Origin of the sequence: Vibrio sp. 99K-1, assembly GCF_013114585.1 — a bacterium.
In the GTDB taxonomy this organism is placed as follows: Bacteria; Pseudomonadota; Gammaproteobacteria; order Enterobacterales; family Vibrionaceae; genus Vibrio; species Vibrio chagasii_B.
Map to the genome: position 1 here is coordinate 1 of NZ_VTXF01000026.1, position 17658 is coordinate 17658.

General features: G+C 45.9%; 15 protein-coding genes. 8 read left to right on the plus strand and 7 right to left on the minus strand.

What is annotated here, in order from left to right:
• Positions 1–165 precede the first annotated feature (165 nt).
• From hemG to F0228_RS18965, 3 genes are read right to left on the minus strand one after another with little or no spacing between them, the layout of a single operon-like run.
• Complete coding sequence (hemG, locus tag F0228_RS18955) at positions 166–693, minus strand: menaquinone-dependent protoporphyrinogen IX dehydrogenase (protein ID WP_061033935.1); 528 nt, start codon at positions 691–693, stop codon at positions 166–168.
• A 10-nt stretch (positions 694–703) separates the two neighbouring features.
• The gene (locus F0228_RS18960; RefSeq protein WP_008223210.1) at positions 704–2161 is read right to left on the minus strand and encodes a TrkH family potassium uptake protein; all 1458 of its coding nucleotides are present in this window, start codon (positions 2159–2161) and stop codon (positions 704–706) included.
• A 34-nt stretch (positions 2162–2195) separates the two neighbouring features.
• On the minus strand, positions 2196–2819 hold the full coding sequence (locus tag F0228_RS18965; RefSeq protein ID WP_061033936.1) for a YigZ family protein: 624 nt from the start codon (positions 2817–2819) through the stop codon (positions 2196–2198).
• Positions 2820–3046: 227 nt separating this feature from the next.
• Here F0228_RS18965 and fadB point away from each other — a divergent pair, with 227 nt between their 5' ends.
• The 3 genes from fadB to F0228_RS18980 all read left to right on the plus strand — a co-directional run bounded on the left by fadB (position 3047) and on the right by F0228_RS18980 (position 7632).
• On the plus strand, positions 3047–5218 hold the full coding sequence (fadB, locus tag F0228_RS18970; protein ID WP_061033937.1) for a fatty acid oxidation complex subunit alpha FadB: 2172 nt from the start codon (positions 3047–3049) through the stop codon (positions 5216–5218).
• A gap of 26 nt (positions 5219–5244) precedes the next feature.
• Positions 5245–6408, plus strand: a complete 1164-nt coding sequence (gene fadA, locus F0228_RS18975; RefSeq protein ID WP_061033938.1) for an acetyl-CoA C-acyltransferase FadA — start codon at positions 5245–5247, stop codon at positions 6406–6408.
• Between the two features lie 243 nt (positions 6409–6651).
• Entirely contained in the window at positions 6652–7632 is a 981-nt protein-coding gene (locus tag F0228_RS18980; RefSeq protein WP_061033939.1) for an MDR family oxidoreductase, read from the plus strand.
• A gap of 82 nt (positions 7633–7714) precedes the next feature.
• Here the strand turns inward: F0228_RS18980 and F0228_RS18985 are convergent, their stop codons facing one another.
• Both F0228_RS18985 and F0228_RS18990 read right to left on the minus strand, forming a co-directional pair.
• Entirely contained in the window at positions 7715–8656 is a 942-nt protein-coding gene (locus F0228_RS18985; RefSeq protein WP_061033940.1) for a LysR family transcriptional regulator, read from the minus strand.
• A 153-nt stretch (positions 8657–8809) separates the two neighbouring features.
• On the minus strand, positions 8810–8995 hold the full coding sequence (locus F0228_RS18990; protein WP_004739241.1) for a hypothetical protein: 186 nt from the start codon (positions 8993–8995) through the stop codon (positions 8810–8812).
• 149 nt (positions 8996–9144) lie between these two features.
• Between F0228_RS18990 and tusA the strand changes: the two genes are divergently transcribed.
• Positions 9145–9396, plus strand: a complete 252-nt coding sequence (gene tusA, locus F0228_RS18995; RefSeq protein ID WP_004739242.1) for a sulfurtransferase TusA — start codon at positions 9145–9147, stop codon at positions 9394–9396.
• 83 nt (positions 9397–9479) lie between these two features.
• Here tusA and F0228_RS19000 read toward each other — a convergent pair whose 3' ends face one another.
• Entirely contained in the window at positions 9480–9734 is a 255-nt protein-coding gene (locus F0228_RS19000; RefSeq protein ID WP_008223224.1) for a hypothetical protein, read from the minus strand.
• Positions 9735–9881: 147 nt separating this feature from the next.
• A complete protein-coding gene (locus tag F0228_RS19005; RefSeq protein WP_004739245.1) occupies positions 9882–10439 on the minus strand; it encodes a TMEM165/GDT1 family protein in 558 nt (185 codons plus the stop codon).
• A 420-nt stretch (positions 10440–10859) separates the two neighbouring features.
• Between F0228_RS19005 and glyQ the strand changes: the two genes are divergently transcribed.
• From glyQ to F0228_RS19025, 4 genes are all read left to right on the plus strand, one after another.
• Positions 10860–11780, plus strand: coding sequence for a glycine--tRNA ligase subunit alpha (gene glyQ / locus F0228_RS19010; protein WP_008223226.1), 921 nt, complete (start codon positions 10860–10862; stop codon positions 11778–11780).
• A gap of 2 nt (positions 11781–11782) precedes the next feature.
• Positions 11783–13849 (plus strand): glycine--tRNA ligase subunit beta, encoded by a 2067-nt coding sequence (gene glyS / locus F0228_RS19015; RefSeq protein WP_171762650.1) that lies wholly within the window; start codon positions 11783–11785, stop codon positions 13847–13849.
• A 202-nt stretch (positions 13850–14051) separates the two neighbouring features.
• Positions 14052–16139 (plus strand): alpha-amylase, encoded by a 2088-nt coding sequence (locus F0228_RS19020; protein WP_171762651.1) that lies wholly within the window; start codon positions 14052–14054, stop codon positions 16137–16139.
• Between the two features lie 254 nt (positions 16140–16393).
• The gene (locus F0228_RS19025) at positions 16394–17647 is read left to right on the plus strand and encodes a valine--pyruvate transaminase (RefSeq protein ID WP_061033943.1); all 1254 of its coding nucleotides are present in this window, start codon (positions 16394–16396) and stop codon (positions 17645–17647) included.
• The last annotated feature ends 11 nt before the right edge of the window (positions 17648–17658 follow it).

Here is a 17658-nt window from a genome sequence, read left to right on the forward strand (position 1 = left end):
CTTGGCTTACTGATTCGTTCTGGTTTCCTAAGAAGCCATCCCGTGTCAGCGAGGTGGCATTATAGAGATTTCGATCACACTGGCAAGCCCTTTTTTAAGTTTTTTTCGTTTTTTTATTCGTTCGATTAAAAAGAACTCAAAACGCCTCAAAAGTAGGCTTTTCTCTTACATATTCTTCAGTTTTTCAGTGAACAAAGAGACTTTTTCCCAGTTTGTGTACTCAACTTCCTTCGTTGTATCCGTTTCACCACCTGTCATATTCATAATAAAGCGGATCATGGTTCTATCGAACCAGTTATAGCGTGGGTAATAGAGGGCACCTGCAAATACACCGATTAAAGTCGGCTGCCATGGAGACTTGATAAGGAACTTCTTAATATAAGCACTGCCTTCTGGTGTATCTTTGCCTTGGTCTTCTTTACGCGCCGTTAAGTTCACGCAGAAGAACGCAACCTTGCTTGATTGCAACTGAGTAAGGTTGGCATCAATAAATTGATATAGCTTCTTATTAAGGTGGCCATAACGAATCGATGCGCCAATCAGCACTCTGTCGTATTGAGCAAAGTCCACCTTGCCAATAGTGTGCAGATCTTGAAGCTCACATTCGAACTCACTCATTTCTTCTTTTATATAGTTCAAGATTTTCTTGGTCTGCCCTTCACGGCTTGAATACAAAAATAGAGCTTTTGCCACAATGTTGTCCTTAGCTACGCCAAAACGTAGGGGTCAATAAGATTAATAAGGTGAAGATTTCTAATCGGCCAAACAGCATAGATACGATAAGTACCCATTTTGCTTTGTCGTTCACATCGCCAAAGTGCACCGCGACTTCACCAAGGCCCGGGCCAAGGTTATTTAATGTCGCCGCTACCGCAGAGAAAGCACTCAACTCGTCCATACCAGTTGCAATAAGAGCCAGCATACAAACCACAAACACTAATGCGTATGCAGAGAAGAAGCCCCAGACCGCATCTACAACACGTTGTGGTAGTGCAGAACCGCCAACCTTGATGGTATAGACAGCCCGTGGGTGAACAAGACGCTTCATTTCACGAGCACCTTGCAGAGTAAGTAGTAAGATTCGAATCACTTTCATACCACCACCCGTAGAACCTGCACATCCCCCTATAAAAGAAGAGAACAAAAGCAGTACGGGTAAGAACAATGGCCACTCTGAGAAACCCGTCGTTGTAAAACCCGCGGTCGTAGAGATAGACACGGTTTGGAACAAGGCTTGGTCGAAAGCATCATAGTACGAATCATAAGAGTGGTGATTGAGCAGTAATAAGAAACAAACCAAGAACAGTACTGCCTGAATAAAGATAAAGGCGCGGAACTCAGGATCTTTCCAATAATACTTAGGATGCACACCACCCGAAGCAAATGCAGCAAAATGAAGAGAGTAATTACATGCAGATATAAGCAGGAACACCACGGTAATCATGTTAATAGCCGGGCTGTTGAAATAGCCCATGCTTGCATCGTGAGTGGAGAAGCCACCAATAGCAATAGTAGAAAAGCTATGACTGATTGCATCAAAGAAGCTCATACCGGCTAGCCAAAACGCCACCGCACAAGCAATGGTTAGGCTGAGATAGATGTACCACAGCGCTTTTGCCGTTTCAGCGATACGCGGAGTCATTTTGCTGTCTTTTACCGGGCCTGGAATCTCAGCTCGGTACAACTGCATACCACCGATACCCAGAACAGGAAGAATGGCTACCGCCAATACGATGATACCCATACCACCGAACCATTGCAGGAACTGGCGATAAAACAAGATCGCCTTAGGTAAATCATCAAGGCCGACAATCACCGTCGCACCGGTAGTGGTTAGTGCAGAAAAGGATTCGAAGAAGGCATCGGTTACCGAAACATTGGGGTTATCAGCGATCAAAAACGGCAACGCACCCGCACTACCGATTACCGTCCAAAACAGAACCACAATCAAAAAGCCATCGCGCGCTTTTAACTCATGCTTATAACGTCGGTTTGGAAACCAACACGTCGCACCACAAAATAACAGAACAAAGAAAGTCGTTACAAATGGCACACCCGCACCATCTCGATAGATCAGAGCGACTAACGCAGGTGCGAGCATTGATACACTAAAAAGTGCTAATAATAATCCGACGATTCGAATAATTGAGCGAAATTGCATGAGCTATTGAACGAAGCGAAATGCTTCACACTTCCTAGTTGTCTTTGACTTTCGTTACCAGTGCCTTAGCACCGCTTTTATTGATCATGGTTTGGGTAAACGCATCTACCTGCAGGAGCTCTATCTCAATAATAAGCTCAACTTGCACACCATAATCCGCTTGGACCTCAACAGCCTGATGCTGAGCCATGATGGATTGTGCGATTGGCACAAAGCCATAGTCTAACTCTAGCCGTAATTTTGTGGTTATTTTTTTCTCGATAGTTTGAAGCAGCTTGAGAGCTTGTTGCACTCCGCCACCATAAGCTTTAACCAAACCACCAGTTCCAAGCTTAATTCCACCAGAGTAACGCGTGACGACAGCCGTTAATTCACCCACACCAGATCCAGACAATTGCGCCAAGATAGGCTTACCCGCGGTACCGGAGGGTTCTCCATCATCACTAAAGCCCCAAAGCATTGAGTCTTCAGGTCGACCAGCAACAAAGCCCCAACAATTATGTCGCGCTGAAGCGTGCTCTTTTTTTACCTGCTCCACGAACTGCTTCGCGGCTCCTACACTTGGAGTATGCGCAAGGTGGGTAATAAAGATGCTCTTCTTGATCTCTTCTTCAAACAAAGCTGGAGCTGACGGTATTAAATAAGGCTGTTCATTCATATCGTTAACTTAATTAATAAGAGCGGCGAAGTGTATCACGCGTGAATAATAAGGGTTAGAGGATCTGTGCTATCGCACAATGTTAAACAATTGTTTAAAAAATGTATTGAAATTCATCTTGCAGAGGTACAGACTAAGATAACTGGTCTTACCAGGTATTCTACAATAATAGAAAGACAACAAGATTCTCTCAAACAATCGTGGATTGTATGTCATGGAGATAGACAATGATTTACCAAGCTAACACCCTACAGGTAAAGGAATTACAAGATGGCATTGCAGAATTAAGCTTCTGTGCTCCAGCCTCTGTAAACAAACTCGACCTTGCTACTTTAGAATCACTAGACAAAGCGTTAGACGCTCTTAAAGCTCACGCAGGACTACGTGGTTTAATCTTAACTTCAAACAAAGACGCGTTCATTGTAGGCGCAGACATCACTGAATTTCTTGGTCTATTTGCCAAGCCAGAATCAGAACTTGATGAATGGTTAAGATTTGCAAACTCCATCTTCAGCAAGCTAGAAGACCTTCCTGTTCCAACTCTTTCAATGATGCGCGGCCATGCCCTAGGCGGCGGTTGTGAATGTGTATTGGCAACTGACTTCCGTATCGGTGACAAGACCACCAGCATTGGCTTACCTGAAACCAAACTTGGCATCATGCCTGGCTTTGGTGGTTGTGTGCGCCTGCCTCGCGTTATCGGTGCTGACAGTGCAATGGAAGTCATCACTCAAGGCAAAGCTTGCCGAGCTGATGAAGCACTAAAAATTGGCTTGTTAGACGCGATTGTAGAAACAGACCAACTGCTAGAGTCGGCAATCAATACCGTTTCTCTGGCTGCCAATGAAAAACTAGACTGGCAATTACGCCGCAAACAGAAAACATCAGCATTATCGCTAAGCAAACTCGAAGCGATGATGAGCTTTACCATGGCGAAAGGCCTCGTTGCTCAAAAAGCTGGCCCTCACTACCCAGCTCCGATTACTTCTGTGATTGCGATTGAAGAAGCAGCACGCAGCGATCGTGATGCAGCACTCGATATCGAACGTAAACACTTCATCAAGCTAGCGAAATCTGAAGAAGCGAAAGCACTGGTTGGTCTGTTCCTAAATGACCAATACATCAAAGGTCTTGCTAAAAAAGCAGGTAAGTCAGCAAACAAAGACACTCAACGTGCTGCTGTACTAGGTGCAGGCATCATGGGTGGCGGCATTGCTTACCAATCTGCACTGAAAGGCGTGCCAGTGATGATGAAAGACATCGCACAAGCATCGCTTGATCTTGGTATGAACGAAGCGTCGAAGCTATTGAATAAGCGTCTATCTCGCGGTCGCTTAGATGGCTTCAAGATGGCAGGTATCCTGTCTTCGATTACTCCAAGCTTGCATTACGCTGGTGTTGAGCAATCAGACGTTGTTGTAGAAGCCGTGGTGGAGAATCCAAAAGTAAAAGCAGCGGTACTGAGCGAAGTGGAAGGCCTAGTCGGTGAAGACACTGTACTGACCTCAAATACTTCTACAATTCCTATCAACCTGCTAGCGAAATCTCTGAAACGCCCAGAAAACTTCTGTGGTATGCACTTCTTTAACCCAGTGCACCGCATGCCTTTGGTTGAGATCATCCGTGGCGAGCACACTTCAGAAGAGACGATTAATCGCGTTGTGGCTTACGCAGCGAAGATGGGCAAATCCCCTATCGTTGTAAATGATTGCCCAGGCTTCTTCGTTAACCGTGTACTTTTCCCTTACTTTGGCGGTTTCAGCATGTTGCTACGTGACGGTGCTGATTTCACTAAGATCGATAAAGTAATGGAGCGCAAGTTTGGTTGGCCAATGGGTCCGGCTTACTTACTAGACGTTGTAGGCCTAGACACAGCACACCACGCACAAGCTGTGATGGCGCAAGGTTTCCCAGAGCGTATGGGCAAAGAAGGTCGTGATGCGATTGATGCACTTTACGTTGCTGAAAAATACGGTCAGAAAAACGGTAGCGGTTTCTACACATACAGCGTAGACAAGCGTGGTCGCCCGAAGAAGACCTTCTCTGAAGACATTCTTCCTATCTTGGCTGACGTATGCCAAGCACCACAAGATTTTGATGACCAAACAATTATCCAACGTGTGATGATTCCAATGATCAACGAAGTCGTTCTTTGTTTAGAAGAAGGCATCATCGCGACACCGCAAGAAGCGGATATGGCACTGGTTTACGGTTTAGGCTTCCCTCCATTCCGAGGCGGCGTATTCCGTTACTTAGACAGTGTGGGTATTGGTAACTTCGTAGAAATGGCGAAGGGCTACCAAGACTTAGGTGCAATGTACCAAGTTCCTCAACTATTGCTTGATATGGCTGCGAAAGGCGAAAGCTTTTACGACGCTCAACAAGCAAGTTCTCTGTAACCCACATTTGGAAAAGGAATAGCAAAATGAATAATGTAGTTGTTGTTGATTGCCTTCGCACCCCAATGGGACGTTCCAAAGGTGGAGCTTACCGTCACACTCGCGCTGAAGATCTGTCTGCACATTTAATGAAGGGTATTTTAGAGCGTAATCCAGAAGTTAACCCTTCAGAGATCGAAGATATCTACTGGGGCTGTGTACAGCAAACATTAGAGCAAGGCTTCAACGTTGCACGTAACGCTGCGCTACTGGCTGGTTTACCAATTGAGATTGGTGCCGTCACAGTTAACCGTTTGTGTGGTTCATCTATGCAAGCTCTGCATGATGCAACTCGCTCAATCATGGTTGGTGATGCGGAAATTTGCCTAATCGGTGGTGTGGAACACATGGGCCACGTACCAATGACACACGGTGTTGATTTCCACCCTGGCATGTCAAAGAACGTAGCAAAAGCTGCAGGTATGATGGGCCTAACCGCTGAAATGCTTGGTAAGCTGCATGGCATTAGCCGTGAAGACCAAGATGCATTCGCTGCACGTTCACACGCTCGTGCACAAGCAGCAACGGTTGAAGGTCGTTTTAAAAACGAAATTCTACCGACAGAAGGTCACGCTGCTGACGGTTCACTGTTTACTCTAGATTACGATGAAGTGATTCGCCCAGAAACCACGGTTGAAGGCCTATCTCAGCTGCGCCCTGTATTTGACCCTGCCAACGGTACAGTAACTGCAGGTACTTCATCAGCTCTATCTGATGGTGCATCGGCAATGCTTATCATGAGTGAAGAAAAAGCTAACGCACTGGGTCTTAAGATTCGTGCTCGCGTTAAGTCTATGGCTATCGCAGGCTGCGATCCTTCAATCATGGGTTACGGCCCAGTGCCTGCAACTCAAAAAGCGCTTAAGCGTGCAGGTTTAACAATTGAAGACATGGGTGTGATTGAGCTGAACGAAGCATTTGCGGCACAATCTCTACCTTGTGCTAAGGACCTTGGTCTACTGGATGTGGTTGACGAAAAAGTGAACCTTAATGGCGGTGCCATTGCACTAGGTCACCCTCTAGGCTGTTCAGGCTCTCGTATCTCTACAACCCTAATCAACCTAATGGAAGCGCAAGACGTGAAATACGGATTAGCAACCATGTGTATTGGTTTAGGCCAAGGTATTGCAACGGTATTTGAACGCCCATAGCACTCATCGACGGTAATATTTGTCGGATAATCTTAAGTGCAGCTATCTTTATATAGCTGCACTTTTTATTTCTAGCTATCAGACAAACGATAGGTTCGTTCAGCAAACTCAATCAGGAGGAAAGTAGCCAACGACATCTATGCATAAAACGCATAGATTCAATGTTGATGTTTCATTATTTTTTCTACAACGATTCAACTAAAGTTACTTCAGTTTCCTAATATTTCTCCCATGGAGCAGATCATGTTTAAAGCACTTGTACTAAACCAAGAAGACAAAAAAACTATCGCATCAGTTTCTCAAATTGAAGAGTCTCAATTACCAGAAGGTAACGTGAAGATCGATGTAAGCTACTCTTCTTTGAACTACAAAGATGGTTTGGCGATTACAGGTAAAGGGCGCATTGTTCGCAACTTCCCTATGGTTCCTGGTATCGACCTTTCTGGTGTAGTTTCACAATCTGATGACCCTCGCTACAAAGCAGGCGACGAAGTGGTTCTAACTGGTTGGGGTGTTGGTGAAGGTCACTGGGGTGGCATGGCTGAGAAAGCAAGCCTAAACGGTGACTGGTTAGTACCAATGCCTAAAGGCTTAGACGCTAAGAAAGTAATGGCGATTGGTACAGCAGGCTTCACTGCTATGCTTTGTGTTCAAGCTATTGTCGATGCAGGTATCAAACCTGAAGACGGTGAAATCCTAGTGACTGGCGCAAGTGGCGGTGTAGGTAGCGTATCTATCACTCTACTAAACCAGCTAGGCTACAAAGTAGCAGCAGTAACAGGTCGTGCTTCAGAGAATGGTGAGCTACTAAAATCACTAGGTGCAACTCGCATTGTTGAGCGTGCTGAACTAGAAGAGCCAGCGAAACCACTTGAGAAACAAATGTGGGCTGGTGCTATCGACACTGTAGGCAGCAAAGTACTTGCGAAAGTATTGGCACAAATTGATTACAACGGTGCGGTTGCAATCTGTGGTCTAGCAGGTGGCTTTGACTTACCAACAACGGTAATGCCATTCATTCTACGTAACGTTCGCCTGCAAGGTGTTGATTCTGTTATGTGCCCTCGTGAAAAACGCATTAAAGCGTGGGAACAACTGGCTGAATTACTACCTGAGTCTTTCTACAACAGCGCGACAAAAGAAGTATCTCTAGATGACGCGATTCAAGCGGCAGAAGACATCACTAATGGTCAAATTACAGGCCGTGTAGTTATCAAGCTGTAATCGCTCGCACTCTAAAAGCAACACGTAATAAAATAAAAGGGCTGAACATGTGATCAGCCCTTTTTGCTATCTGCTATTTACTCTAACCCAAGCCGACATCGGCAATCCGCTTTTGAATTAACTCACCACACTCTTCTTTGACTACTCTTCTCAACCATTGTTGTGATGCAGAAGAGTCGCAGCGTGAATGCCAAATCAACGAGTAATCAAATGGCATAAACTCGAATGGCAGCGGCTTAACGACTAAGTCATAACGCTCTGCAACCAAGTATGCCAAATCAGCAGGTACCGTAATCACTAACGGCATTCTATCGACAATCGCCAATGCCGCTTCAAGATGATAAGCACGCAGTACCATTTTTCTGGGTTGTTGATTGGCTAAAGCATTGTCCAATAAAGCCTTTACACCATCACTGATCGCAATCATCGCATGAGGCAAAGAGACATAATCTTCAAGGCTCAACGAGTTGTCTGCCAAGGGGTGATTTTTAGAGAGTAAGCACGACACACCCACAGGGCCAAGGACCTCTTGATGAAGTGGCGCAACACTGCCACTTGGTCGACAGATCGCCATATCGACGCGCTCGGTACTAAGCTGCTTAAATAAATGTTCATGCTGCAGCGGGGCGAATTCTAAAGAGATATTCGGTGCTTGCTCATAAATCTTCGGCAGTGCATACGGCAAAATGGTTTGCATCGCATAATCAGTGGTCGCAATTAGAAAGCGTTCACTGCAATAGTAAGGGTCGAAATCACTAGGGCTAAGGAGTTGACGGAATGATTCCAAAGGCTGATCAATTCGCTGGCTGATCTCGAGCGCTTTTTTGGTCGGAATAAGGTGTTGGCCCTGACGAGTAAACAGAGGATCGTTGAGCAGGTCTCTTAAGCGCCCGAGTACTCGGCTGGTTGCCGACTGACTCAAGTTAAGACGAAGCGCGGCCTGGCTAACGCTACCCTCTTCAATCAATACCTTTAAAGCGACCAATAAATTAAGGTCTCTACGATAGATGTCTTCTAATTCCACGCCACTTACCTAGCTGAATACAATGATCATTGTTCACTAACTTGTTTATAGCATGCTTTAGATAAAAAAAATCCCGCAATTACGCGGGGAAGCCCAAGAAAATTTGGGGATAGTGTCGGAATGTCGTATCGGAATTTGTTTGCTGTACTTAGGTTAGTGCTCTTGCTCTTCGGCTACACCCTGCCAACGGCGCATCTCAACCCAAATACCAATAATCGTTGCTACTATGCCAAAAATAGGCATCAGTGAGGTCTCTGTCGATGAGCGTAAAACTAACGCACAAAAAGAAATAAAACAGAGAACCGAATAAATTGTTAATCTATCTAATCCTGTCAACATCGCCACTCCTTAGCTAGTTGCCTTTGTTTCGAGTTGTTATCAACTTGTTAACTAAGTTATAGGAAATGATTCTGTTTGCCAAGCACTTATTGCATATTTTTTCTGCAGACGTATTATTCACACGTTAGATAGATATAGAGATACAAACCATGACATTCAAACCTGAACTGGCAACCCATACTTTAGAAGCTGAAGGCCTGCGTTGCCCAGAGCCAGTAATGATGGTCAGGAAGACAATTAGAAACATGCAGGATGGCGATGTGTTACTGGTAAAAGCTGACGATCCTTCGACCACTCGAGATATCCCGAGCTTTTGTCGATTCATGGATCACCAGTTGGTAGGCCAAGAGACAGAAACGCTGCCATACCAGTATTTGATCAAAAAGGGATTGGAGGCTTAACGCCCCACCGAGAATCAAACATCAAAAAAGCCGCTGGTACCTTATGTTCTCAAGCAGAACTCAGAGTACCAGCGGCTTTTTGTTTATTCATCTCTAGACTTGGTTTGCAGATAATCAAGCTGTTGTTGTAACGCTCGGATGTCTTTACGCATCGGAATAATATGCGCGACTCGAATCCAAGCCTCTACCGCAAGTCCTGTCATGATCATAGCGCCGGCGACCATTGGTAGCCACATGTCCGTCAGCACCATGCCTAATAGTGTAAGTGCAAGACCAAAGGTAAATAGATAGCTTTGGCTTTGTGGAGTAATACCCATATAACGCGTCAACATAATCATGCCCTCGTGTTCTTAACTCACAAGATTAAAATATCATGACAAGTATGACAGTTATATGTCCATTCGCTCGATAAACCCCACAATACTGTAAGAGTATGACCTACAACACATTACTCCACTGGTTGAGTATAATAAGACTCAAAACACTCATGAGTAAAACGCAGCAGCGATAGCCAAACCAACAAATAACAGGGCTGTGATCTTACGAATCAGATCGAGTGGCATCTTATCTGCCGACAACTTACCGATGATCACAACCGGCACATTCGCCAACAACATACCGATAGTAGTACCAAGAATCACCCACGCCAAAGCATCGGCGTATTGTGCCCCTAGAATAGAAGTCGCAATCTGAGTCTTATCACCAATTTCAGCGATAAAAAACGCAATGAAGCTGGCGACAAAAGGACCACGGTTTGAAATTTGTTCGTCATCATCGAGCTTATCGGGAATCAGAATCCAGCCCGCCATTGCAATAAAGCTGACCACCAGAACCCATTTTAAAACTTCTGGCGATAAGTAATCGGCGACGACCACACCGAGCCATGCTGCAAGAGCATGATTGGCTATGGTGGCAAAGAAGATGGCTGCAATGATAGGTATCGGTTTTCGATATCGACTGGCTAATAAAAGGGATAGCAACTGGGTCTTATCACCGATCTCGGCTAAGGCGACAGTTGTAATTGAAATTGCTAAAACGCTCACGACATGCTCATTTGGGATGGAGATTATTATATTTAACCAAAGACAAACCTCGCGCCCCATCCCGGTTCACGATGCTTGTCTAAGGTCTTGCTAAGCGCCACCAAGGTGGTGGTTGCCTCGAACGCCATGATGATTTTGCATCAATTATGTTGACGAACGAACTCATTCACTAGGATATGAACAAGTAAGCTACTCCCCAAAGACCGCGAGATTCTAATCACCCACGTAGTCAAAAACAAGTGTCAAACTTATCAAAATATCTACTTGCACCGAAAAACAAACATTAAAGGCAAAAAAATCCATTAAACGACATTTTAGACCACTAATTAAACAAGATTACCCCTACTCGCTTTACGAATATCTCGGTATACTCAGAGGTTATTTTTCTCATTCATTTAAAAGAATCGCGCGAACCTGACTATGCAAAAATACGATATCAAAACCTTCCAGGGAATGATCCTCGCGCTGCAGGATTACTGGGCTCAAAACGGTTGTACCATTGTTCAACCTCTAGATATGGAAGTAGGTGCAGGCACCTCTCACCCAATGACATGTCTACGAGCACTTGGCCCAGAGCCAATGTCTACAGCTTACGTTCAACCTTCTCGTCGTCCGACCGATGGCCGTTACGGTGAAAACCCTAACCGTCTGCAGCACTACTACCAATTCCAAGTAGCGCTGAAACCATCGCCAGACAATATCCAAGAGTTGTACCTAGGCTCACTAGAGGTTCTTGGTGTTGACCCACTCGTTCACGACATTCGCTTCGTTGAAGATAACTGGGAAAACCCAACACTAGGTGCATGGGGTCTTGGTTGGGAAGTATGGCTAAACGGCATGGAAGTAACTCAGTTCACTTACTTCCAACAGGTTGGCGGCCTTGAGTGTAAGCCTGTAACGGGCGAGATCACTTACGGTATCGAGCGTCTAGCAATGTACATCCAGGAAGTAGACTCAGTTTACGACCTAGTATGGAACGTAGCACCAGACGGCTCTAACGTGACTTACGGTGACATCTTCCACCAAAACGAAGTTGAGCAATCAACATACAACTTCGAACACGCAGACGTAGATTTCCTATTCGGTTTCTTCGACCAGTGTGAAAAAGAGTGTAAAGAGCTACTTGAGCTTGAGAAGCCACTTCCGCTTCCAGCTTACGAGCGCATTCTAAAAGCAGGCCACGCATTCAACATCCTTGATGCGCGCAAAGCTATCTCTGTAACAGAGCGTCAACGTTACATCCTTCGTATTCGCAACCTAACTAAATCAGTTGCTGAAGCATACTACGCATCACGTGAAGCGCTTGGCTTCCCAATGTGCAAGAAGGATGAGGAGAAGTAATCATGGCTAAAGAATTTCTAATTGAACTAGGTACTGAAGAGCTACCACCAACGCAACTTCGCACTCTAGCAGAAGCATTCGCGGCAAACTTCGAAGCTGAGCTAAAAGGCGCAAACCTAGCGCACGAAGGCGTGAAATGGTACGCAGCACCTCGTCGTCTTGCTCTTAAAGTAGCAGCACTGGCTGAAGGCCAAGAAGACAAAGTTGTTGAAAAACGTGGCCCAGCAGTTTCTGTCGCATTCGATGCTGACGGCAACGCAACAAAAGCGGCTCAAGGTTGGGCTCGTGGTAACGGCATCACGGTTGAACAAGCTGACCGTCTAGTAACAGACAAAGGCGAATGGCTTCTTTTCAAACAAGAAGTAAAAGGCCAAGCAACGTCTGAAATCGTTGTTGATCTAGCGGCTAAAGCACTAGGTAACCTGCCTATCGCTAAGCCGATGCGCTGGGGTAACAAGACGACTCAGTTCATCCGTCCGGTTAAAACACTGACTATGCTGATGGGCGCTGACCTTATCGAAGGTGAGATCCTAGGCGTAGCATCTGGCCGCACTATCCGTGGTCACCGCTTCATGGGTGAGCAAGAGTTCACTATCGATTCTGCAGAGCAATACCCAGCGATCCTAGAAGAGCGCGGTAAAGTAATGGCAGATTACGAAGCGCGTAAAGCAATCATCCTTGCTGATGCTGAAAAAGCAGGTGCTGCTGTCGGTGGTATCACTGAGCTAGAAGATGATCTAGTAGAAGAAGTAACGTCTCTGGTTGAATGGCCAGTAGTACTAACAGCGAAGTTTGAAGAAGAGTTCCTAAAGGTGCCTTCTGAAGCCTTGGTTTACACCATGAAAGGTGACCAAAAATACTTCCCTGTTTACGATGAAAACAAGAAGCTACTTCCTAACTTTATCTTCGTATCGAACATCGAGTCTAAAGAGCCTCGCCACGTTATCGAAGGTAACGAGAAAGTGGTACGTCCACGTCTTGCTGATGCAGAGTTCTTCTTCAACACAGACCGTAAGCGTCCTCTGATCGACCGTCTTCCAGAACTAGACCAAGCTATCTTCCAAAAGCAACTTGGTACTATCAAAGACAAAACAGACCGCATCACAGAGCTTGCTGGCTACATCGCTGAGCAGATCGATGCTGACGTTGAGAAATCTAAGCGCGCAGGCCTACTGGCTAAGTGTGACCTAATGACCTCTATGGTATTCGAATTCACGGATACTCAAGGTGTAATGGGTATGCACTACGCGACTCACGATGGTGAAGACGAGCAAGTTGCACTAGCACTTTACGAGCAATACATGCCTCGTTTCGCGGGTGATGACCTACCAAGCACTGGTATTTCTTCTGCAGTAGCAATGGCAGACAAGCTAGACACTATCGTAGGTATCTTCGGTATTGGCCAAGCTCCAAAAGGTTCTGACCCATTCGCTCTACGTCGTGCATCACTAGGTGTGCTACGTATTATCGTTGAAAACGGCTACAACCTAGACCTAACGGATCTGATCGCAAAAGCGAAAGAACTACTAGGCGACAATTTAACCAACGACAACGTAGAAGCTGACGTTATCGACTTCATGCTAGGTCGTTTCCGTGCATGGTACCAAGATGCTGGCTTCAGCGTGGATATCATCCAGGCAGTACTAGCTAACCGTCCAACTAAGCCAGCTGACTTTGACCAACGTGTTAAAGCGGTTTCTCACTTCCGTGAACTAGAAGCGGCAGAAGCACTAGCAGCAGCGAACAAACGTGTAGGTAACATCCTTGCGAAATTCGATGGTGAGCTAGCAGCTGATATCGATCTAGCCCTTCTTCAAGAAGATGCAGAGAAAGCACTGGCTGAAAACGTTGCCGTAATGACAGAAGCACTAGAGCCAGCATTCGCTACAGGTAACTACCAAGAAGCCCTAAGCAAGCTAGCAGCTCTACGTGAGCCTGTTGATGCGTTCTTCGATAACGTAATGGTTATGGCTGATGACGAAGCGCTTAAGAAGAACCGTCTAACGCTACTGAATAACCTACGTAACCTGTTCCTACAGATTGCTGATATCTCTCTACTGCAAAAGTAAGTGTAAGTGAGGAAGCTGTTCAAAGCGATACTCTGAGCAACGAAAGGTAAATACCCAAAGGGAAGCGAAAGCTTCCCTTTTTGTTTTTGTGAACCAAGCATTTGTTTGTAGAGGTGTTATTGATTAACTGAATGAATCAGCACTCAGACTGTAGAGGGCATTGTTTGCTATAACTGACCTGTTTATTCAGGGGAAGGGAACAATGAAAAAAACAGTACTCGCACTTTCAATGCTTGCACTCAGCGCATGCAGTCAAACCAGCGACAACAGCCTATTACTGACGATTGATAACGACACCGCGGTATTCAAATCAACAGGCAAAGGCACTGTGATCGCAGAACAGGAACTCGCTAAAGGTAGCTATACCTTCTCCATCAGCGACAGTAAAAACACCTGTGGCACCAACTATGCACTGGCGGAAGAGAGTCGCATCAAATTCAATAAGCCCCTTCGCCTAGACGATTGCGCCGAGAAATCTGAGCTCGCCATTAAGGTCTTTCGCGCGAATACCTACCAGTTTACGCTCAACCCGCAAACTAATGAGTTAACGGTTCAAATAAAGCCAAAACAGCAACAACTCCAAAGCTTTGCCTGCCCAGTACCTAGTGGCGCACCGACGACCATCAATGTTGCTCAAACCTTTGACGATGGCACCTTGATCAGAGATGCCCTTTCCGGAATACAAACAACAGTCACTAACGGCAGTGTCACCATGCAGCCAGCAGAAAATAGCCAAGGTGTTTTGTTGCTAGAAAAGGTAGAGCCTGAAACCAAAGCAGATTTTAGCTGGGATAACGCTACGGTTTACTTCGTGATGACAGACCGTTTCCACAACGGCAACCCTGACAACGACAGTAGTTACGGCCGTAGCCAAGATGGACAAAATGAAATCGGCACCTTCCACGGCGGTGACCTAGCAGGCTTAACCGAAAAACTCGACTACATTGAATCACTGGGTGCTAATGCTATCTGGATTACATCTCCTTTAGAGCAGATACATGGTTGGGTTGGCGGTGGTGACCGTGGTGATTTCAAACACTATGGCTACCATGGTTACTACCATCAAGATTGGACCAAACTTGATAAAAACATGGGTACCGAAGACGAGCTAAAAACCTTCATCGATACCGCGCACAGCAAAGGTATTCGTGTCATCTGGGACATAGTCATGAACCACACAGGCTACGCTACCCTTGCCGATATGCAGGAGTTCGACTTTGGTAAGCTCAACCTGAGTGATGAAGAAGCAACAAAAACGCTGGGTGAGAACTGGACAGATTGGCAACCTGCTAAAGGTCAGAACTGGCACTACTTCAACAACTACATCTCTTACGGCGACAAAGAAGCGTGGGAAAAATGGTGGGGCAAAGCCTGGCTACGCAGCGATATCGGTGCTTACGACTCTCCAGGTTACAACAATCTGACCATGTCATTAGCGCACTTGCCTGATTTCAAAACAGAATCGAAAGAAACAACAGGACTACCGAATTTCTATCGCAACAAATCCACCAGCGCGACTAATGAACTCAAAACACCTCGTGACCACCTCATCACTTGGCTTTCAGACTGGGTACGTGAATACGGCGTGGATGGCTTTAGAGTCGATACCGCCAAGCACGTTGAACTGGAAGCGTGGGCAGAACTGAAAAAGAGCACTAACCAAGCACTGGCTGAATGGAAACAGAACAACCCAGACAAAGCTCTAGATGACCTACCCTTCTGGATGACCGGCGAAGTATGGGCACACAGCGTGGTGAAGTCAGATTACTTCGCTAACGGATTTGATTCGATCATCAACTTTGAATTCCAGAGCGATATCGCCCCTAAAGCGCTTAAATGCCTATCCGATCTCGATGCTGACTACCTTCGCTATGCAGAGAAGATCAACAGTGACAGCGAGTTCAACGTGTTGAGTTACTTATCCTCTCACGACACCTCACTATTCTGGACGCAGCACGGCAATGACTTTGCCAAACAAACCAAAGCCGCGAATGCGTTAATGCTGGCTCCGGGTGCAGTGCAGATCTATTACGGAGATGAAATAGCCCGTGACTTTGGACCAACAGGATCAGACCCAATGCAAGGCACTCGCTCAGACATGCCTTGGGAGCAAATCACCGGAGAGCGTGCCGAGTTATTAAAGCACTGGCAAGCACTCGGACAATTCCGCCAACGCCACCCTGCTGTCGCGCAAGGTAAGCACATCATCCGCAACAGCAAGGGATATTACGCCTTCGAACGTCAATACCAAGATGACAAGGTGTTGGTTGTGTATACCGGTTCGAAATAAAGCGTTCGTAGGCATAAAACAGTAGAAACTCAAGGAGAAGCTTCGGCTTCTCCTTTTTGATCGCAAAAACCAGTGCAATAAGCAAGCAGTTACTCATTAGCCAAACTTTATAGAAGTTTTTTACGTGTTAGAGCATTTGGCGCTATGCGTCGCAAAAACATTGCGGTATGTTCAAGGATTACACTGATGGCAGACATAAGGTCTGCCTTAATGACACATAACAAGCAATCACAATGAATTAGGTAAAATAAGTAATGCAGTTCTCTAAGTTTGGTGAAAAGTTTAATCGTTACTCTGGAATCACTCGTTTAATGGATGATTTGAATGATGGCCTGCGCACTCCTGGCGCAATCATGCTTGGTGGTGGCAACCCAGCTGCTATCCCAGCCATGCTCGATTACTTTAACCAAGCCAGTGCAGATATGCTCGCCAGTGGAGAACTCATCGCCGCCCTCGCCAACTACGATGGCCCGCAGGGCAAAGACAGCTTTATTAAATCTTTAGCGGCTATGCTAAAAGAGACCTATGGCTGGGACATCAGCGAAAAGAACATCAGCCTAACTAACGGCAGTCAAAGTGGCTTCTTTTACCTTTTCAACCTGCTAGCAGGCCAACAGCCAGATGGCTCACATAAGAAAATCCTACTGCCAATCGCACCGGAATACATCGGCTACGGCGATGCGGGGATTGATGACGATATCTTTATCTCTTACCACCCAGAGATCGAACTGCTAGAAAACCGCCAGTTCAAATACCATGTCGATTTTGAACAACTTAAGGTTGATGACTCAGTCGCGGCTATCTGTGCGTCTCGCCCAACCAACCCGACGGGTAACGTACTGACCGACGAAGAAGTACGTAAGTTGGATAAACTCGCGCGTGAGAACAACATCCCACTGCTGATCGACAACGCTTACGGCCTACCATTTCCAAACATCATCTTTGAAGATGTCGAACCATTCTGGAATGAAAACACGATTCTGTGCATGAGCCTTTCTAAGCTTGGTTTGCCAGGAGTGCGCTGCGGTATCGTGATTGCGAGCGAAGAAGTCACTCAAGCACTAACCAACATGAATGGCATCATAAGCTTAGCGCCAAACAGTGTTGGGCCAGCGATTGCCAATCACATGATTGAAAAAGGTGATCTATTGCGTTTAAGCAGCGAAGTGATTAAACCTTTCTATAAAGAGAAGTCTTTGCGCGCTGTCGAACTGCTACAAGAAGCGATTGATGACCCACGTTTCCGTATTCACAAACCTGAAGGCGCTATCTTCTTGTGGCTATGGTTTGATGAACTGCCAATCACCACCATGGAACTGTACGACAGATTAAAAGCTCGCGGCGTGCTGATTGTTCCGGGTGAATACTTCTTTATCGGCCAAGAAGATGAGTGGGATCATGCTCATCAGTGCCTACGTATGAACTACGTACAAGACGATGAAGCAATGCAAAAAGGTATTGCGATTATTGCTGAAGAAGTGAAAAAGGCTTACAGCGAAAGCAAATAGAGATTCCCTAC